Raw genomic sequence first — 18,552 nt, 5'->3', positions numbered from 1 at the left:
TACAAGCATGAGCGAGACCGCAACCCTCAAGGTCGACGGCAAGGATTTCGAGTATCCGGTGATGTCCGGTACGGTCGGACCCGATGTCATCGATATCCGCAAGCTGTACGCGCAGACGGACAATTTCACCTATGATCCAGGCTTCACCTCGACGGCGTCGTGCCAGTCGAAGCTGACCTATATCGATGGTGACGCGGGCACGCTGCTGCACCGCGGCTACACGATCGGCGAACTGGCCGAGCAGTCGAACTTCATGGAAGTCGCGTACCTCCTGCTCAACGGCGAACTGCCGAGCGAAGACGAGCTGGCGAACTTTTCCAACACGATCACGCGTCACACGATGGTGCACGAGCAGCTCGCGCAATTCTTCCGTGGCTTCCGCCGCGACGCGCATCCGATGGCGATCCTGTGCGGTGTCGTCGGCGCGCTGTCGGCCTTCTATCACGATTCGACCGATATCCACGATCCGGCGCAGCGCGTCATCGCGTCGCACCGCCTGATCGCCAAGATGCCGACGATCGCTGCGATGGCGTACAAGTACAGCGTCGGCCAGCCGTTCGTCTATCCGGACAACACGCTGAGCTACACCGGCAATTTCCTGAAGATGACGTTCGGCGTGCCCGCCGAGAAGTATGTCGTGAACCCGATCGTCGAAAAGGCGATGGACCGCATCTTCATCCTCCACGCCGATCACGAGCAGAACGCGTCGACCTCGACCGTCCGTCTCGCCGGCTCGTCGGGCGCCAACCCGTTCGCGTGCATCGCCGCCGGCATCGCTTGCCTGTGGGGCCCCGCGCATGGCGGCGCGAACGAAGCCGCGCTCAACATGCTGCATGAGATCGGCACCGTCGATCGCATCCCCGAGTATATCGCGCGCGCGAAGGACAAGAACGATCCGTTCCGCCTGATGGGCTTCGGCCACCGCGTCTACAAGAACTACGATCCGCGCGCGGCCGTCATGCAGACGACCGTCAAGGAAGTGCTCGGCGAGTTGGGCGTCACCGACCCCGTGTTCGACGTCGCGATCGAGCTCGAGCGTCTGGCGCTGAGCGATCCGTACTTCATCGAGAAGAAGCTGTTCCCGAACGTCGATTTCTATTCGGGCGTGATCCTGTCGGCGATCGGCTTCCCGACGTCGATGTTCACCGTCCTCTTCGCGCTCGCCCGCACCGTCGGCTGGGTCGCGCAGTGGAACGAGATGATCACCGATCCCGACCAGAAGATCGGCCGCCCGCGCCAGCTCTACAGCGGCCCGACTGCACGTGACTACGTCCCGATGGCGTCACGCTGATGAAGACGCTTCGGCCGATCCTGATGATCGTCGGCGTGCTCAGCGCGCTGATGGGTCTGCTCTGGATCGGTCAGGGGCTCGGATACGTCCACTGGCCGCAGTCGAGCTTCATGCTCGACCAGCGGCCTTGGGCGGATCGCGGCGCATTCCTCGCCGCGTTCGGCCTCGCGCTGATCCTAGTGGCGCGCCGGATCCGCCGGTAAGGTCAATACGAACCGCGCGCCTTCGCCGGGTGTGCTTTCTACCGTGAGATCCCCCTGCATCGCCCGCGCCAAGCGCCGTGCGATATACAGGCCGAGTCCGTTGCCGCCGGCCTCGGACGGATCGACCCGCTCGAACTTCTCGAAAATCCGTACCTGATCGTCGGGCGCGATACCCTTGCCGTGATCGGCAACCGTCAGAACCGCGTGCGTAGCGTCCCGCGTGACGGTGACCAAAACATCGGATCCCCGCGGCGAATAGCGCAGTGCATTGCCGATCAAATTGACCAGGATCTGTAGGACCCGGCGAAAATCGCCGATCGCAGGTATGCGCTGATCGGTCGCGGGGCGGGCGATAAACACGCCGGCATTGGCCGCGCGGACCGTCAACAGCCCGGCTGCGCGGCGCGCGACATCCGCAAGGTCGATCGGCTCGGGTGGGATCGCGAAGTCGGGCCGTTCGACCGCCTGCAGATCGACGAGGTCATCGACGAGCGACAGGAGGTGCCGCCCGGCGGTGGCGATGTCGGCGGCATAGTCGGCATAGTCGCCCTGCACCGGACCATCGGATTGTGCATTGATGCTGTCGGCATTCGCGACGATCCGCGCGAGCGGCACGCGCAACGCCTTGTCGAGCCCGGTGGTGAAAGTCGACGAGAGGACGGTGGGCTCGGCGGAGGGCGGTGTATCTTCGACAACGCGTGCCGCACCGACGAACCCGGCGAAATCGCCCGACACGTCATAGCGGACATTGGCGGTCAGCATCACCCCGCGATCCGAACTCCGCAGTCGCGCAGGCTGCGCCGTCATCGCACGGCGCCGGGCAAGCGAATCGAGAATCGGCAACGCGCCGTCCGATGCGGAATCGAAGGCGAACATCGCCGTTAGCGGTTGGCCGAGCAACGCGAACGGGTCGAAGCCGTGTTTCGGCCCCGCCTCCAGCGTGACGAACGTCAAGCGCAGCGCCGCGTCGGTTTCCCAGCGCCAGTCGGTGTCGCTTCCCAGAAAATCGGTCTGCATATCGGGGGACGGCCGCGCGGGTCGCCACGCCGCGATCTCGCGCCACCCGCTGACGGTCAGGCGGACATTCTCGCCGTCTGGCTGAGCGCGAACCCAGAGGTCGACATCCGCCTCGTCGTCGGCGACCACCACGCCGCGCGACACGACGATCCCGAGCCGCCGTGCAAGTCGCGCGATCGTCGCCAGCTGCGGCACGGCCAGCGGAGCACCGCGCATCCCGCCCGCGCGCTGATTGAGCGCGATCAGCGCCGGATCGGCGAATGCGAGCGTGCCGTCAGCGGCGACGATGGCATGCGCGATCGGGTTTTCGGTCGTGGGATCGAACATCGTCATCGCCGATCCGTACGCGCAAGTGCCCGCAAGGCCAGCCGAAAATCACGGTTCAACGCCAGCGGGGCGATCGAGGCCTGCGCGTCCGTCACACCGACCGCGACGATATCGTCGAGCGCATCGGCGAACGCCTCGATATCGCGCCGCGGATCGGCTTCGGACAACGCCAGCCCGATCCTGGCGATCGTCGGCCGATCCAGGTCGATCGCGCGCAACGCCAGCCATAGCCGGTCGCCATCGGGTTCGAGCGTGATCGCCCGCGCCTGATCGAACGCGATTCCCAGCGCCTGCGCCAGCACCGCGACGAACAGCGAAAGCCGACGATCGCCGATCGCTTCCACCAGCACTGCGGGCAGCTCGTTGGGTCGCGCATCCATCGCCCCCGCCAGCCGCATCGCGATCGCATCCGCGCGCTCGCCTTCGTCGTGTGCGGCGAGACTGCGCTCGGCGGCGTCGGTGATCGCCCGGTCGATTTCGCGCGTCGTCGCGCGCTGCTCATCGCGGATCGTGGCGGCGACCCACCAGACCAGCCGGTGATGGAGTTCGGCGGGCAGTTCGCTGCCGCTGGCCGTGCCCTGTTCGTTAGCCACGCGGCGTCGGCTTTCCGCTGCCAGCAACGCCGACGCGGCCGACGCGACGACGCGGTCGGGTACGCCAGCCAACCGGACCAGCAGGCTCGCCTCGTCCGGATCGGCGCTCTCGACGGGTAGCGATGCGGCGATCAGATCGTGGCGCACCCGCGCGATCAGCTCGTCCATGAGCTCTTCGTCGCGTAGCAGCCCGGCGTGCGTCAGCCGGGCGACGACACCCGCACCTCTTGGTCGCAGGACCGTCTCACCCGCCTTGGTCAGCCCCTGCCCGGCGAGCAATCGCGCGGCATGGCGGCGGATGTCGGCCTCGATCGCCTCGACGATCCCGCCGAGGACATTCGCCAGCATCAGCCGGGTACGATCGTCCAGCCGCGCGTCGGCATCGAGGAAGAAGTCGGCGATCGTTCCCGCCAGCCGCGTCTCGGCGCGAAGACGCGCGGCTTCCGCCCGGGCAACGGGCGCGTCGAGGGACGGCGGAGCGTCCTGCACTGGGTCTTGGCCGACAGACATGATCCGTTAGGTAATCCCCTGTCGTTAAAGACCGCCTAAGGATCGCGACGAAGTCGTTCGATCGCATCCGCCAGAGTGGCCGTCGCATATACAGCGGCAAAACCAAGCCCGAAGACCGGAAAGCCGAGCACGGCGAACACCGCCACGATCAGCAGATAGGCGGCCGGGCTCCCCCACCCGAGCCGACGACCACGTTCGAGAATCGCGCGTTCCGCCAGGCCCCCGATCGCGATCAGCGCGGTGCCGATCGCCAACGCGGTATTCTCCCCCGCCTGTCCCGCGATCATGAAGGCGAAAACGAGGACTGCAGCCGCCACAACGCCGCCGATCGCCAGCGTCTGCCACTGCGCCAGCGGCGCCTCGTCGCGCAGGCCACTCAGCACCGAGCCGAGCGACAATGCGATGCAGGCGACCAGCGCGATCACGAGACCGGTCGAGACCAACCCGAAGCCGATCGTCCCCAGCCCGGCGACACCCAGCGCCAGCCCGATAGCGCCGACACTGGCCCCGGCCGCGCCGCGATCGACCAACAGCGGCAGCGCGAGCCGCGCGATCGGCGCGAGAACGAACCGGTCGAACCAGCCGCGCCGCCCCGACACGATCGTCATCAACACCGCACGCCCACGCTCTTCCAGCGTCCGTGCCTCGCGTTCGATACCGTGCCCGCCACGCACCGCATCGGTCGGCAACAGCACTTGCGTCGCGCGCGACTGCACCGCGAACCGCAGCAGCGACGATTGCAGGTCGTAATCCTGCGGCAGCCCTGCGACTTCGGCGATCCGGCTCGCAGTCAGCCGTGCGACCCCCGCCCAGGCCATCTGCCCCCCGACGCGTTCGAACCCCGGCCCCGCATCGGCCTCGGGAACGACGAGCAGGCAATCGCCCTCTTCGGCGGCCATCGCCTTGACGATCGCGTCGGTCGTGACGAGCCCGTCGCCGAGCATCAGGACACGCGCGAGCGGATGGAGTTTCTCGACAGCTTCGGTGGCCGATCGCACCGTATCGACGGTCACGCCGCGCCGACCGATGCGGTTGATCGCGCCGAGCAGTTCGGGCGTCATCCGCGCGACGACGACGATCACCTGCGACACGCCGGCCGCGATCAGCAATCGCGCCTGGTATTCGATAAGCGTGACGCCGCTGAACGGCAGCGTCGCGGCCAGACGATCGGGACGATCGTCGGCGTCGTGAATTGCAAATAAGAGGCCGGCAAGCATCGTTGGCTGTTAGGCGGTCGATGCCGTCCTGCAAAGCCCGCGTTCGGGTGGAATGGGCCCCGATCCGGTCCAGTCCGCCGTCATGCCCCCAAACTCAGAGTCGCGCGATGGCGCGGCGAAGCTTCTTGAGGCCTTCGGTGTCGCGCGGATCGCCCTCCGCCACCGCGGTCGCGATCGTCATCAACCGGACCGCGCCGAAGCTCGCGGCCAGTCCCTTCAGCCGCCATGCCGCAGCCCGCCACTCCTCGGCGTCGGGCGCCAGCGTCATCGCGGTCAACGCCCTTTCCGCGCTCTCTACGAAAGCGAGTCGCAATTCGGCGATCAGGACGGGCTCGTCGCCGACCGCAGCCGCCAGCGTCGTATCGATTGCTCCGGGATCATACGCCATGTCGCCCTTGTTACCGGACGGATGCTTAAGAGAAGATTGCACTAGACGTTTTGTCGGCCCACGTTTCGTGATACCTCGCAATTTCATGAACGGGGGTTCGCCAATGATCGGGTTTCGTGCGGCGGCAGGCAATGCCCATCCCATTCGCCCGGATATCGTGATGGAACCGGTATCGGACCCTATGCCCCACAGCGCGATCCAGGAAACTTTCGAAGCGTTCGAGATGGATGAACCCGCGCGTGGCCATGGTCGCCTGTTCGCAGGGCTCGCCATTGCGGTCGTGCTCGCGTGGCTAGTGGGCATGGTCTGGATGTCGCGCGATGCGCTGGCGACGATCGCGCCCGTCGCGCTCGTCCAGTTCCTTGCCGCGCTGTGCGTGGTGCCTGTCCTGATCGGCATCGTCTGGCTGCTCGCGATGCGGACCAGCCGTGCCGAGGCGCATCGGTTCGGCATCACCGCACAGGCTATGCGCGACGAAGCTGCGAGCCTGGAGCGCACCGTCGCCGCGCTGTCGAACACGATCGAAGCCAACCGCGCGCAACTCGCCGAGCAGGTCGAAACGTTCCTGCACATGGGTAACGGCGCGACCGAACAGCTTGCCGCGATCGGCCGCGGCATGGCGTCTGAGATCGACCAGGCCGCCGCGCATGCCCGCAACCTCGCTACCTCGACCGCCGGCGCACAGACCAGCCTCGGCGTTCTGATCGCGACGCTTCCCCGCGCGCAGGCGGATATCGACGACGTCGCCAAACGCCTCGAACGCACCGGGCTGTCGGCGAGCGAACATGCCGCAGCCCTCGACGCGCAGATCGTCGCGCTTGCCGAACGTGGGCGCGAGGCCGATGCGATGGCGAGCGGCGCCGCGCAACGGCTCGCCGCGCATATCGTCCGCATGGAGGCCACCAGCCAGACCGCCGGCGCGCATCTCGAATCGGTCACCGACGGCATGTCCGCCGCGGTCGACGCGCTGCTCAACCGTACTGCCGACGCGGTCGATCTCTCGCGCCGGGGCATTGCCGCGCAGGGCGACGCGATGCTGGCGATGGTCGGCGCCAATCAAGCCGCGATCGACAGCGCCGCGCGCGACAGTGCCGAGGCGCTCGCGCTCCGCATCGCCGCCGTCGAGGATGCGATCGAGCGCGTAGCGATCCGCCTCGACCTGCAACGCAGCGCCGGCGACCGGATCGTCGATGATCTCCACACCGGGCTCGGCGATGTCGAGACGCGGATCGAAGCGCTCCACCGCCACGGCACCGAGCGCACACAAAGCCTTGCCGCGTCTATCAGCGCGCTCGGCGGCTCGGCGGATGCGATGACCGAGGCGCTGCGCGCTGGTGACGACATGGCGCAGCGGACGATCGCCACGACCGAAACGCTGCTGGTCGCGCTCGACGCCGCCGCGCGCGAGATCGACGAGACGATGCCCGAAGCGCTCGGCCGGCTCGATTCGCATGTGCTCGCCAGCAAGTCGATCGTCGTCTCGGCCCGCCCCGAACTGCTTGCGCTGGTCACCGCGGCGGAAAGCACGCACGACGCGATCGAGGCGATTGCTGGCGTCATCGGTGAACAGCGGCTCGTGCTCGACCACCTCTCGACCGACCTGCTCAACACGCTCAACACCGGCCGCGCGAAGGCAGATGCGCTCGGCCAGATGGTCGACGAAGTGATCGGCCGGACGCAGCACTTCGCCGAGGACGCCGCACCGCAGTTGATCGAGGCGCTTCACCGCGTCCGTGACACTGCCGCAGTCGCCGCCGACAAGGCGCGCGAGACTCTGTCTAAGGTCATACCCGAAGCTGCGGCTGCGCTCGAGGCCGCCAGCGCCGACGCGATGCGCCGCGCGACCAACGACACCGTCGAGCGCCAGGTCCGCGCGATCATCGACACCACGGATAGCGCGGTCGCCGCCGCGACTCAGGCGACCGAGCGGCTCTCGCATCAGGTTCAGGCGATCGTCGACCAGACCGCGATCGTCGAAACCCGGATCGAAGACGCACGCGCCGAGCGCGACGAGGCCGAGCGCGATACCTTCGCGCGCCGCGTCTCGCTGCTGATCGAATCGCTGAACTCGGCTTCGATCGACATTACCAAGGCGATCGCACCGGAAATCTCCGACAGCGCCTGGGGCGCATATCTCAAGGGCGACCGCGGCGTCTTCACGCGCCGTGCGGTGCGGATCCTCGACGCCAGCGAAGTCCGTGAGATCGCCGCGCTTTATGACGACAACGAAGCGTTTCGCGACATGGTCAACCGCTACATTCACGACTTCGAAGCGATGCTCCGCGCGATCCTGACGCAGCGGGACGGGTCGCCGCTCGGGGTGACGTTGCTGTCGTCGGACATGGGCAAGCTGTATGTCGCGCTGGCGCAGGCGATCGAACGCCTGCGCTGAACTGAACGGGAGTCTTCGACATGATCCAGCGGCACTGCTGACGCGGCCATCGCCAGCGGAGCAATCCGCCGACCGGACTCAAATTCGAGGCTCACATGCCAAGACTGAATACAAAGACGTGCGTCATCACCGGCGCAGCGCGGGGCATCGGCCGCGCGATCGCCGAACGCTTCCATGACGACGGCGCCATCGTCATCCTCACCGATATCGACGAAATTATTGGCGCCGAGACTGCGGCGGCGATCGGCTGCCGGTTCGAAAAGCTGGACGTCCGCAAAGAAGCGGACTGGCAACGACTGGCGGAGATCGTTCCGGTCGCCGACGTTGTCGTCAACAACGCCGGCATTACCGGTTTCGAGCACGGCATGGTTGCGCACGATCCCGAACATGCGAGCCTGGCGGAATGGCGCGCGGTCCATGCGGTCAATCTTGATGGCACGTTCCTCGGCTGCCGCTATGCGATCGGCGCGATGAAGGCTGCGGGGACCGGCTCGATCATCAACATCTCGTCACGGTCCGGGCTGGTCGGCATCCCCCTCGCCTCGGCGTATGCGTCGTCGAAGGCGGCGATCCGCAATCACAGCAAGACGGTGGCGCTGTATTGCGCGCAGCAGGGATGGAAAATCCGTTGCAACTCAGTGCATCCGGCGGCGATCCTGACGCCGATCTGGGAGCCGATGCTTGGGGATGGGCCGGACCGCGAAGCGCGGATGGCGGCGCTGGTGGCCGATACGCCGTTGAAGCGGTTCGGGATGCCGGACGAGGTCGCCGCGGTGGCGGTGATGCTGGCGTCGGACGAGGCCACGTATATCACGGGGACGGAGATCAACATCGATGGTGGGATGCTGGCGGGCTCGGCCGCTACGCCGGGATGACCGCGCTTATAATCCTCCCCCGCAAGGGGGAGGTGTCGCCGAAGGTGACGGAGGGGGAGGACACGCAACAGAGGTTGGCGCGTGCCTCCCCCTCCGTCTGGCCAAGGCCAGCCACCTCCCCCTAGCGGGGGAGGATTAGACGCTACTTACGCCTTAGCGCGTGACCATGTTCCCTCGGTCGAACAGGTCGACGCTTTGCGGGGTGATCCACCCGTAAGAATAATTCAGCTGGAACAGCACAAACAACACCGTCGCCACCACCGTCACCCGCCACGCCGTCCGCCCCGAGCGAAACTCGTGCGGCGCGCTCTCGGCCTGGCCGGGGACGTGTTCGCCCCCGACCTCGCGCGTCGTCTTCACCCCGAATGGCAGGACCAGGAACACCGAGAACGCCCAGAACAGGACGTAGATCGCGAGTGCCGAGGTCCAGCGCATCCGATCAGCCCTCGATCAGCAGGACGTCGACGATCGGCTGCTTGCCGGTCCAGCGCTTGGCGACCTTGCGCACCGCGAGACGGATCTGCTCGCGCATCTTCTCGCTCTCGCGCTTGCCGCCGCGCACCGTGTCGGCCGCCGCCTGCACAGCATCGGCAATGAATGCCGCGCGGTCTTCCTCGACCGGCACGCCCTGCACGCGGACCTGCGGCTGGCCGACCATCCGGCCGTCCTTACCGAGCGCGACACCGACCGAAATCTGGCCGTTGATCGCCAGCTTGCGCCGCTCGCTCAGCGTCGCGCCGTCCGCCGGCAGGATCACGTCGCCGTCGAGCACCAGGCGCCCGACCGTCGCGTTACCGATCTTCGCCGGGCCCTTGGGCGCCAAGCGGATGATGTCGCCGTTGCTCTGCACGATCGCGCGCGGAATGCCCTGCTCGAGACCGAAGCGCGCATGCTCCATCATGTGGCGCATCTCGCCATGCGTCGGCACGAGTACCTCAGGACGCAGCCAATCGTACATCTGCGCGAGTTCCGGCTGACCCGGGTGACCCGAGACATGGACGTGCGCCTGGCGCTCGGTGATCATGCGGATGCCCTTGGCCGCCAGCGTGTTCTGGATGCGACCGATCTGGACCTCGTTGCCCGGGATCTGCTTCGACGAGAAGATCACCGTGTCGTCGGCGTCGAGCGTGATCGTGTGCTGGCCATTGGCGACGCGCGCGAGCGCCGCGCGCTCCTCACCCTGACCGCCGGTCGCGATGATCAGCACCTTGTTCTTGGGCAGGCGCATCGCTTCGTCGGGGCTGATCGTGTCGGGGAAATCCTTCAAATACCCCGTCGCGCGCGCGACCTTGATGATCCGGTCGAGCGAACGCCCAGTCACGCACAGCTTGCGCCCGGTTTCCTTCGCGACTTCGCCGAACGTGTGCAGCCGCGCGGCGTTCGACGCGAAGCTGGTGATCATCACCCGGCCCTTGGCCTTGCTGACCTCCTCGAACAGTCCCTTGCGGACCGTGCTCTCGCTGCCCGACGCAGTGGTGTTGAAGATGTTGGTCGAATCGCAAACCAGCACGTCGACGCCTTTGTCGCCGATCGCCATAAAGCCCTCGGGGGTGGTCGGGTTGCCGATCACCGGATTCTTGTCGAGCTTCCAGTCGCCGGTGTGGAACACGCGACCGTAAGGCGTGTCGATCAGCAGCGCGTTCGCCTCGGGGATCGAATGCGACATCTCGACGAAGGTGAACCCGAACGGCCCGAGCTGGAAATTGCCGCCCATCGGGATCATCTTGAGCTTCACGCGGTTGGCGATGCCCTCTTCCTCGAGCTTGCCGCGGATCAGCCCCATCGTGAACGGCGTTGCGTAGATCGGCACGCCGAGGTCTTCGGCAAGATACGGCAGCGAGCCGATATGATCCTCATGGCCATGCGTGATGACGATGCCGAGCAGGTCGTCGATCCGGTCCTCGATGAAGGACAGGTCGGGCAAAATGACGTCGACGCCGGGATATTGCGGATCGGCGAAGGTGATGCCGAGATCGACCATCACCCACTTGCCCTGGCACCCGTACAGATTGACGTTCATGCCGATTTCGCCGGAGCCGCCAAGGCCACAGAAAAGGAGTTCGTTCTTCGGAGTCATTGATTACTTTCAGGATTATACAGGAATATGGCCCGCAGGCCGGTCGGCGCGAGCCCAATGGCCCTAGATATGGTGACGATCCCACATCATCGCCAGCCCCTGGATCGTCAGGTCGGCTTCGATGACGTCGAACACGTCGGTCTGTTTCTCGAATAATGTGGCGAGCCCGCCGGTGGCGACGACCTTCACGGGACGGCCGATCTCGCGCTTCATCCGCGCGACCAGCCCCTCGATCATCGCGACATAGCCCCAATAGATGCCGATGTGCATCTGCGAGACGGTGTTGAGCCCGATGACGCTGGTGTCCGTCGGCGCCTCGATCGCGATCCGCGGCAGCTTCGCCGCAGCCGTCACCAGCGCGTCGAGCGACAGGTTGATCCCCGGCGCGATGATCCCGCCCTTGTATGCGCCGCTATAGTCGACGACGTCGAACGTGGTCGCGGTGCCGAAATCGATCACGATCAGGTCGCCGGGATGCAGCGCATGCGCGGCGATCGTGTTGACCGCCCTATCGGCACCCAGCGACGCAGGCTCGTCGACGTCGATCGCGATGCCCCATTCGATCGGCGCATGGCCGGCGATCAGCGCGTCGGTGTTGAAGTATTTCGACGCCAGCACCTGAAGATTGTGGAGCGCGCGCGGCACGACGGTGGCAACGATCACGCCCTCGACCGCGTTACGATCATGCCCGCCAAGCTGCATCAACTGGCTCAGCCACACCGCATACTCGTCCGCCGTCCGCCTAGGATCGGTCGCGATCCTCCAACGTGCGACGATCTCGCCGGCTTCGACCAGCGCGAACACGACATTGGTATTGCCGGCATCGATCGCGAGCAGCATCAGCGGGGCCTCAAAGCAGGAAGACGTCGGCAGCGTGAATGACACGCCGCTCGCCAGACGCCAAGCGCAGGATCAGCGCGCCGTCGGTGTCGAGCCCAACGAACAGGCCATCGATCCCGCTGCCATCCGGAAGGCGAGCGGTCAGCGCAGTGCCAGCCGGGTGCGCGCAATCGACCCAGCGCTCGCGAACGGGAGCAATGCCCTCGGTGCGCCAACGGCCGATCCAGCGCGCGAAACTGTCGGCGAGGATGTCGAGGAACATCGCCGGCTCGACCACAACGCCGTGCGCGGCGAGATCGGTCGTCACGCGATCGGGCAGATCGGGATGATGCGCGATGTTGACGCCGTAGCCGACGATCACCGCATTGTCGGCGCGTTCGAGCAGAATGCCCGACAGCTTGGCGTCCGCGAGCAGCAGGTCGTTCGGCCATTTCAGGACCAGCGTCTCGCTCGCGTCGGTCGTGCCTTGGCAGATCCCGGCGACTAGGAACGTCGAGACGGTTTCCTGCAAGGCGACGGCAGCGACCAGCGCGAGGCTGGCGGCTGGCGGATCGTTCGGCCGCAACCGGACGAGCGTGCTCGCGTAGAGGTTACCCTCGGGCGACGACCATTCGCGCCCGAGCCGCCCCCGCCCCGCCGTCTGCCGGATCGCGCGCAACCAGAGACCGTCCTCGGCACCGCCGCGTGCAAGCTCCAGCAGGTCGGCGTTGGTCGATCCTGTCTCCGCGACGGTGCGGATGATGCTCAGAACAACGCCCGTGCGGCCGCCATCGTCCACGCGCCGAGCACGGGGATGAGGAGGTAGCCGGCTGGCGACACGAACACGGCGGCGATGGCGATCAGGCCACCCTCGACCTTGCTCTCCATCGGCGCGAACGCGGGGGCCGGATCGTCGAAATACATCGTCTTGACGACGCGCAGGTAATAATATGCGCCGATCACCGAAGCCGCGATGCCGACCACCGCCAGCGGGAACAGCCCGGCGTCGACCGCTGCGCTGAACACCGCGAACTTCGCGTAGAAGCCGAACAGCGGCGGGATGCCGGCGAGGCTGAACATGAAGATCGCCAGTGCCGCCGCCAGTGCAGGCCGCGTCCGCGACATGCCGGCGAGGCTGTCGATCGTCTCGACCGGCTGGCCGTCGTCACCGCGCATCTGTAACACGACCAGGAAAGAACCCAGTGTCATCGCGACGTAGATCGTCAGGTACATCAGCACGCCCGACACGCCTTCCGGAGTCCCGGCCGCAAGACCGATCAACGCAAAGCCGACATTGTTGATCGACGAATAGGCGAGTAGGCGCTTGATGTTGGTCTGGCCGATCGCTGCCACCGCACCGAGGATGATCGAGGCGAGTGCCGCGAAGATCACGATCTGACGCCACTGGTCGGTCGCCGGGCCCATCGCATCCACCGCCACGCGGACGCTGAGCGCAAGCGCCGCGACCTTGGGCGCCGACGCGAAGAACGCGGTGACCGGGGTCGGTGCACCCTCATACACGTCGGGCGTCCACATGTGGAACGGCACGGCGCTGATCTTGAACGCGAGCCCCGCGAACACGAACACCAGACCGAACAGCAGGCCGAGCGACTTTGTGCCGGCATAGGCTTCCGAGATACCCGAGAACAACGTCGTGCCGCTGAACCCGTAGACCAGCGAGATGCCGTACAGCAGGATTCCGCTGGCGAGCGCGCCGAGCACGAAATACTTCAGGCCGGCTTCTGCCGAACGCCCGTCGCGCCGCATGAAGCTGGCGAGGACATAGGCCGCAAGGCTCTGGAGTTCGAGGCCGACATACAGCGTCAGCATGTCGGTGGCCGAGACCATGATCCCCATGCCACAAGCCGACAGCAGGATCAGCACCGGATATTCCGGGCGCAGATCATCGCCGTGCGTCCGCGCGAAGAAGCGCGGCGCCATCACGATCGCAACCGCCGAGGCGATGTAGATCAGCACCTTGGCGAACGCGCCGAACGCGTCCGCGCGGTACAGGCCGTCGAACGCATAGCCGCCCGACGACGCCGGACCGACCAATGCGATCCCTGCCCCGACCAGTACGAAGACGGCGGCGATCGAGACGGCGCGCGTGGACTTGTCCCCGCCCCAGGCCGAGACGAGCATCAGGGCGATCGCACCCAACGCCAGCACCAGTTCGGGCAGCGTCATTGCGATGTTAGCGGCGTAATCCATCAGTGTGCCTCCCCGTGCGCGGCACTATGGACGGTTGCGGCGGGCTTCCCCGCGGTTGGGTTGGAATCGCTGGCCGGCTTGGCGCGATCGACACGAGCGAGAAGCACGCCCACGTCCTTGCGCATCGGTGCTAGGAAGCTCTCGGGATACACGCCCATCCACAGCACGACGGCTGCGATCGGTGCGAGCAGCCACATCTCGCGGCCCGACAGGTCGACCATTGCACGGACGTCGTCCGCCTTGATCTCGCCGAACACGACGCGACGATACAGGAACAGCATGTATGCGGCGCCGAGGATGATGCTCGTCGTGCAGAGCAGCGCGGTCCAGGTCGAGACCTGATACGTACCCATCAGCGACAGGAACTCGGCGACGAAGCCGCTGGTGCCCGGTAGGCCTATCGACGCCATCGTGAAGAACAGGAAGAAGATCGCGTACTTCGGCATGTTGATCGCAAGACCGCCATAGCGCGAGATCTCGCGGGTATGGAGCTGGTCGTAGATCACGCCGACGCACAGGAACAACGCACCCGATACCAAGCCGTGGCTCAGCATCATGATCATCGCACCTTCGATGCCCTGCCGGTTGAATGCGAACAGACCGATCGTGACGATCGCCATGTGCGCGACCGACGAGTAGGCGATCAGCTTCTTCATGTCCGACTGCACGAGCGCGACGAGCGACGTGTAGATCACCGCGACCGCCGACAGGCCGAAGATCAGCCAGGTCAGCTGGCCCGAGGCTTCGGGGAACATCGGCAGCAGGAACCGCAGGAACCCGTATCCGCCGAGCTTCAACAGCACGCCCGCCAGGATCACCGAGCCTGCGGTCGGCGCCTGGACGTGCGCGTCGGGCAACCAGGTGTGGACCGGCCACATCGGCATCTTGACCGCGAACGATGCGAAGAACGCCAGCCACAGCCACGTCTGCACGTGCGCCGGGAAATCGTAGTTCATCAGCGCCGGTATGCTGGTCGTCCCCGCGGTCTTCGCCATGTACAGCATCGCGATGAACATCAGGACCGAGCCGAGCAGCGTGTACAGGAAGAACTTGTACGACGCGTAGATCCGGTTCGCGCCGCCCCAGATGCCGATGATCAGGTACATCGGGATCAGGCCGGCTTCGAAGAACACGTAGAACAGGAACAGGTCCTGGGCCGCGAACGTGCCGATCATCAGCACTTCGGTGAACAGGAACGCCGCCATGTATTCGGGCACGCGGGTGGTGATCGAGCGCCAGCTGGCGCCGATGCAGATCGGCATCAGGAACACGCTGAGCATGATCAGCATCAGCGCGAAGCCGTCGATGCCGAGCGACCAGCCGAACGGACCGAAGATGCCGGGGGCATGCTCGACGAACTGCCACTGCGCGCCGCCGATGTCGTAGTTCATCCACAGCATGATGCCGAGAACGAAGTCGATCAGCGTCGCCGCCAGCGCCAGCGTCCGCGCCGTGTTCGCCGAGACGAACAGGCACACGAAGGCCGCGATCATCGGGACCGCGATCAGGACGGAGAGGATAGGAAAGCCGGTCATTACAGTCCGATCGCCCAGGTTACGGCTGCGGTCAGCCCGATCAGCATGACGAAGGCATAGGTGTAGAGGTATCCCGTCTGGAAGCGGTTGGCCACGCGGCTGCCGATCTGGACGACCCAGGTCGCGCCGTCGGGCCCGAACCGGTTGATCGTCTTCTCGTCACCGCGATGCCACAAGAAGCGGCCGATCGCGAACGCCGGGCGAACGAAGATCAGGTCGTACAGCTCGTCGAAATACCACTTATGCAGCAGGAAGTCGTAGAGCACGCCGAACTGTTCGACGACCTTCGCCGGGAACGTCGGTGCCTTGATATAGGCATACCAGGCGGTCAGCAGGCCGAGCAGCATCGCGATCGTCGCCGACAGTTTGATAAGCAACGGCACGCCGTGCATCTCGTGCATCAGATGTTCGCGGAACGCGAGTGCGCCCTTCCAGAACTCTTCGCCTGCGGTCGGCTCGATGAAGAAGCCGTGGAACACGAAGCCGGCGAGGACCGCACCGATCGACAAGACGATCAGCGGGATCAGCATCGGCAGCGGGCTCTCGTGCGGGTGATACCCACCATCGCCTTCAGCCGGCGCGTGAGCCGCGTCGTGATGACCGTGCGGCGCATGACCTGCGTCCTCGGCCTGCGCCGGGTTCGCGTGGTGATCGTCCGCATGATGCGCGTCATGGGCGTGGTCATCGTGACCGTGTGCGTCATGGAGCGCATGCTGGATGTGCTCCGACGCGGCCCAGCGCGGCTTGCCCCAGAAGGTCAGGAACATCACGCGCCACGAATAGAAACTGGTCAGCAGTGCGACGAGCACACCAACGAACCACACACCCGGCTGACCCGCAGCCCAGCTCGCCTCGATGATCGCATCCTTCGAATGGAAGCCTGCAAAACCAATCGCGGTGTTGCCGAAGATACCCGGGATGCCGACACCGGTGATCGCGAGCGTGCCGGCCATCATCGCCCAGAACGTCACCGGGATCTTCTTACGCAGGCCGCCATAATAGCGCATGTCCTGCTCGTGGTGCATCGCATGGATGACCGAGCCGGCGCCGAGGAACAGCAGCGCCTTGAAGAACGCGTGCGTGAAAAGGTGGAACATCGCCGCGCCGTACGCGCCGACACCGGCCGCGAAGAACATGTAGCCGAGCTGCGAACAGGTCGAATACGCGATCACGCGCTTGATGTCGGTCTGCACGAGACCGCAGGTCGCCGCGAACAGGCAGGTCGCGGCACCGACCGAGGTGACCACGGTCAGCGCGACCGGGCTCATCTCGAACATCGGCGACAGGCGGCACACCATGAAGACGCCGGCGGTGACCATCGTCGCCGCGTGGATCAGCGCCGACACCGGGGTCGGGCCTTCCATCGCGTCCGGCAACCAGGTGTGCAGGCCGAGCTGCGCCGACTTGCCCATCGCGCCGACGAACAGCAGCAAGCAGAGCACCGTCATCGTGTCGAAGCGGTAGCCGAGGAAGCCGAGCGTCGAACCCGCCATGCCAGGGGCCGCGGCGAGGATCTCGGGGATCGAGACCGTGCCGAACACCAGGAACGTGCCGAAGATGCCGAGCATGAAGCCGAGATCGCCGACGCGGTTGACGACGAACGCCTTGATTGCCGCCGCGCTGGCGGAAGGCTTGCGGAACCAGAACCCGATCAGGAGGTAGGATGCGAGACCCACGCCTTCCCAGCCGAAGAACATCTGGACGAGGTTGTTCGCGGTCACGAGCATGAGCATCGCGAAGGTAAACAGCGACAGATACGCGAAGAAGCGAGGCTGATCGGGATCCTCGTCCATATAGCCCCAGCTATACAGATGGACGAGCGCCGAGACCGACGTGACGACCACGAGCATCACCGCAGTCAAAGCGTCGACGCGCAGCGACCATGCGACGTTCATGTCGCCGGAGTGGATGAAGTCGAGCAGCGGCGCGACGGTGGCGGTGCTCGTGCCCGACAGGAAACCGATGAAGATCGGCCAGGACAACAGGCACGATGCGAACAGCGCAGCCGTGGTGACGAGTTTCGCCGGCACGTTGCCGATCGCGCGATTGCCGAACCCGGCAACGATCGCGGCCAGTAACGGCAGGAAGACGATAAGCTGGATCAACCGTATTACCCCTTCATCCGGTTGACGTCGTCGACCGCGATGGTGCCGCGACCGCGGAAATAGATCACGAGAATGGCGAGGCCGATAGCGGCTTCACCCGCGGCGACTGTCAGCACGAACATCGCGAACACCTGTCCGACGAGATCGTGGAGGAACGCCGAGAACGCGACGAGATTGATGTTCACCGCCAGCAGGATCAGCTCGATCGCCATCAGGATGACGATGAGGTTCTTGCGGTTCAGGAAGATGCCGAGCACCCCCATCGTGAACAGGATCGCCGCGACGACCAGATAATGGACGAGACCGATCGTCACAGTTCGACTCCCTGCCCGACGACCGGGCTCGTGTTGCGCGTGGCGTCCTGCGGACGACGCGCGTTCTGGCGGCTGATGTTCTGCGCCTTGACGCCGCCGCGCTGGCGGTGGGTCAGCACGATCGCCCCGATCATCGCGACAAGCAGCACCAGGCCGGCACCCTCGAACACGAACAGATAGCGCGTGTAGAGCAGGTTACCGATCGCCTGGATGTTGGGCACGGTATCGTCGATCGGTGCGGCACGGCGTGCGAGCTGGATCGGGCCCGTGCTCCAGGCGCCGATCGCGATCATCACCTCGGCGGCAAGCGCCACGGCGAGCGCGAGGCCGATCCCGAAATACCGGGCGACGCCTGCGCGCAGCTCGGTGAAGTCGATGTCGAGCATCATGACCACGAACAGGAACAGCACCGCGACCGCGCCGACATAGACGATGACGAGCAGCATCGCGATGAACTCGGCACCGACCAGGATCATGAGACCCGCCGCGTTGAAGAACGCGAGGATCAGCCACATCACCGAATGGACCGGGTTGCGCGACGCGATCGTCAGCGCGCCCGACAGGACGACGACGAAGGCGAAGAGATAAAAAGCCAAGGCCTGGATCACGCGATCACCTTCCCCGTCACCCCAGCGAATGCTGGGGTCTTCACGTTGGTGGGTGCGCCCGTGCGGCACG

Annotated in this window: 17 protein-coding genes; 4 read left to right on the top strand and 13 right to left on the bottom strand. The window is 65.7% G+C overall.

The genetic code is table 11. From position 1 onward, the window contains the following. Positions 1-7: 7 nt before the first annotated feature. Positions 8-1,291 (top strand): citrate synthase, encoded by a 1,284-nt coding sequence (locus tag ACLBWL_RS10200; RefSeq protein WP_056048581.1) that lies wholly within the window; start codon positions 8-10, stop codon positions 1,289-1,291. Then, positions 1,291-1,494, top strand: a complete 204-nt coding sequence (locus ACLBWL_RS10195; protein WP_107962026.1) for a hypothetical protein — start codon at positions 1,291-1,293, stop codon at positions 1,492-1,494. The genes ACLBWL_RS10200 and ACLBWL_RS10195 overlap by 1 nt, the downstream gene beginning before the upstream one ends. Here ACLBWL_RS10195 and ACLBWL_RS10190 read toward each other — a convergent pair. The 4 genes from ACLBWL_RS10190 to ACLBWL_RS10175 all read right to left on the bottom strand — a co-directional run bounded on the left by ACLBWL_RS10190 (position 1,468) and on the right by ACLBWL_RS10175 (position 5,546). Next, positions 1,468-2,844: a sensor histidine kinase gene (locus tag ACLBWL_RS10190; RefSeq protein WP_447792648.1), complete on the bottom strand. Its 1,377-nt coding sequence runs from the start codon at positions 2,842-2,844 to the stop codon at positions 1,468-1,470. The two genes, ACLBWL_RS10195 and ACLBWL_RS10190, sit on opposite strands and share 27 nt — an antisense overlap. Continuing rightward, complete coding sequence (locus ACLBWL_RS10185) at positions 2,841-3,941, bottom strand: DUF2336 domain-containing protein (protein ID WP_447792647.1); 1,101 nt, start codon at positions 3,939-3,941, stop codon at positions 2,841-2,843. The genes ACLBWL_RS10190 and ACLBWL_RS10185 overlap by 4 nt, the downstream gene beginning before the upstream one ends. 35 nt (positions 3,942-3,976) lie before the next feature. Continuing rightward, positions 3,977-5,158, bottom strand: coding sequence for a hypothetical protein (locus tag ACLBWL_RS10180; RefSeq protein WP_447792645.1), 1,182 nt, complete (start codon positions 5,156-5,158; stop codon positions 3,977-3,979). Between the two features lie 94 nt (positions 5,159-5,252). Beyond that, the gene (locus tag ACLBWL_RS10175) at positions 5,253-5,546 is read right to left on the bottom strand and encodes an Hpt domain-containing protein (RefSeq protein ID WP_447792644.1); all 294 of its coding nucleotides are present in this window, start codon (positions 5,544-5,546) and stop codon (positions 5,253-5,255) included. A gap of 103 nt (positions 5,547-5,649) precedes the next feature. On the opposite strand from ACLBWL_RS10175, the gene ACLBWL_RS10170 reads away from it, so the two are divergent. Together ACLBWL_RS10170 and ACLBWL_RS10165 are read left to right on the top strand one after the other, a co-directional pair. Then, positions 5,650-7,938: a hypothetical protein gene (locus ACLBWL_RS10170; protein ID WP_447792642.1), complete on the top strand. Its 2,289-nt coding sequence runs from the start codon at positions 5,650-5,652 to the stop codon at positions 7,936-7,938. 95 nt (positions 7,939-8,033) lie between these two features. Next, entirely contained in the window at positions 8,034-8,813 is a 780-nt protein-coding gene (locus tag ACLBWL_RS10165) for an SDR family oxidoreductase (protein WP_447792640.1), read from the top strand. Positions 8,814-8,966: 153 nt separating this feature from the next. On the opposite strand, the gene ACLBWL_RS10160 is transcribed toward ACLBWL_RS10165, so the two are convergent. From ACLBWL_RS10160 to ACLBWL_RS10120, 9 genes are all read right to left on the bottom strand, one after another. Continuing rightward, complete coding sequence (locus tag ACLBWL_RS10160; protein WP_333922776.1) at positions 8,967-9,248, bottom strand: DUF1467 family protein; 282 nt, start codon at positions 9,246-9,248, stop codon at positions 8,967-8,969. Positions 9,249-9,252: 4 nt separating this feature from the next. Then, positions 9,253-10,890 (bottom strand): ribonuclease J, encoded by a 1,638-nt coding sequence (locus tag ACLBWL_RS10155; protein ID WP_056048555.1) that lies wholly within the window; start codon positions 10,888-10,890, stop codon positions 9,253-9,255. Between the two features lie 63 nt (positions 10,891-10,953). Then, the gene (locus ACLBWL_RS10150; protein WP_447792637.1) at positions 10,954-11,730 is read right to left on the bottom strand and encodes a type III pantothenate kinase; all 777 of its coding nucleotides are present in this window, start codon (positions 11,728-11,730) and stop codon (positions 10,954-10,956) included. 10 nt (positions 11,731-11,740) lie between these two features. Next, the gene (locus ACLBWL_RS10145; RefSeq protein WP_447793473.1) at positions 11,741-12,472 is read right to left on the bottom strand and encodes a biotin--[acetyl-CoA-carboxylase] ligase; all 732 of its coding nucleotides are present in this window, start codon (positions 12,470-12,472) and stop codon (positions 11,741-11,743) included. A gap of 2 nt (positions 12,473-12,474) precedes the next feature. Next, entirely contained in the window at positions 12,475-13,920 is a 1,446-nt protein-coding gene (nuoN, locus tag ACLBWL_RS10140; protein WP_447792635.1) for an NADH-quinone oxidoreductase subunit NuoN, read from the bottom strand. Continuing rightward, positions 13,920-15,455 carry an NADH-quinone oxidoreductase subunit M gene (locus tag ACLBWL_RS10135; RefSeq protein ID WP_447792633.1) on the bottom strand — a complete coding sequence of 512 codons (1,536 nt, stop codon included), beginning with the start codon at positions 15,453-15,455 and terminating at the stop codon, positions 13,920-13,922. The genes nuoN and ACLBWL_RS10135 overlap by 1 nt, the downstream gene beginning before the upstream one ends. Further along, positions 15,455-17,560, bottom strand: a complete 2,106-nt coding sequence (gene nuoL / locus ACLBWL_RS10130; RefSeq protein WP_132739929.1) for an NADH-quinone oxidoreductase subunit L — start codon at positions 17,558-17,560, stop codon at positions 15,455-15,457. Before nuoL ends, ACLBWL_RS10135 begins: the two co-directional genes overlap by 1 nt. A 5-nt stretch (positions 17,561-17,565) precedes the next feature. Then, entirely contained in the window at positions 17,566-17,874 is a 309-nt protein-coding gene (gene nuoK, locus ACLBWL_RS10125; RefSeq protein WP_082441002.1) for an NADH-quinone oxidoreductase subunit NuoK, read from the bottom strand. Further along, positions 17,871-18,482 (bottom strand): NADH-quinone oxidoreductase subunit J, encoded by a 612-nt coding sequence (locus ACLBWL_RS10120; protein ID WP_056048540.1) that lies wholly within the window; start codon positions 18,480-18,482, stop codon positions 17,871-17,873. Before ACLBWL_RS10120 ends, nuoK begins: the two co-directional genes overlap by 4 nt. Positions 18,483-18,552 lie beyond the last annotated feature (70 nt).

The organism is Sphingomonas sp. M1A8_2b (assembly GCF_053345535.1).
Note: the sequence above shows the minus strand (reverse complement) of the source record. Positions and strands in the feature narration are given on the sequence as shown.

Excerpts from the sequence above, each read along its gene's own strand:
- ACLBWL_RS10200 (WP_056048581.1), top strand. The coding sequence starts at position 8 with ATGAGCGAGACCGCAACCCTCAAGGTCGACGGCAAGGATTTCGAGTAT.
- ACLBWL_RS10195 (WP_107962026.1), top strand. The coding sequence starts at position 1,291 with ATGAAGACGCTTCGGCCGATCCTGATGATCGTCGGCGTGCTCAGCGCG.
- ACLBWL_RS10190 (WP_447792648.1), bottom strand. The coding sequence starts at position 2,844 with ATGACGATGTTCGATCCCACGACCGAAAACCCGATCGCGCATGCCATC.
- ACLBWL_RS10185 (WP_447792647.1), bottom strand. The coding sequence starts at position 3,941 with ATGTCTGTCGGCCAAGACCCAGTGCAGGACGCTCCGCCGTCCCTCGAC.
- ACLBWL_RS10180 (WP_447792645.1), bottom strand. The coding sequence starts at position 5,158 with ATGCTTGCCGGCCTCTTATTTGCAATTCACGACGCCGACGATCGTCCC.
- ACLBWL_RS10175 (WP_447792644.1), bottom strand. The coding sequence starts at position 5,546 with ATGGCGTATGATCCCGGAGCAATCGATACGACGCTGGCGGCTGCGGTC.
- ACLBWL_RS10170 (WP_447792642.1), top strand. The coding sequence starts at position 5,650 with ATGATCGGGTTTCGTGCGGCGGCAGGCAATGCCCATCCCATTCGCCCG.
- ACLBWL_RS10165 (WP_447792640.1), top strand. The coding sequence starts at position 8,034 with ATGCCAAGACTGAATACAAAGACGTGCGTCATCACCGGCGCAGCGCGG.
- ACLBWL_RS10160 (WP_333922776.1), bottom strand. The coding sequence starts at position 9,248 with ATGCGCTGGACCTCGGCACTCGCGATCTACGTCCTGTTCTGGGCGTTC.
- ACLBWL_RS10155 (WP_056048555.1), bottom strand. The coding sequence starts at position 10,890 with ATGACTCCGAAGAACGAACTCCTTTTCTGTGGCCTTGGCGGCTCCGGC.
- ACLBWL_RS10150 (WP_447792637.1), bottom strand. The coding sequence starts at position 11,730 with ATGCTGCTCGCGATCGATGCCGGCAATACCAATGTCGTGTTCGCGCTG.
- nuoN (WP_447792635.1), bottom strand. The coding sequence starts at position 13,920 with ATGGATTACGCCGCTAACATCGCAATGACGCTGCCCGAACTGGTGCTG.
- ACLBWL_RS10135 (WP_447792633.1), bottom strand. The coding sequence starts at position 15,455 with ATGACCGGCTTTCCTATCCTCTCCGTCCTGATCGCGGTCCCGATGATC.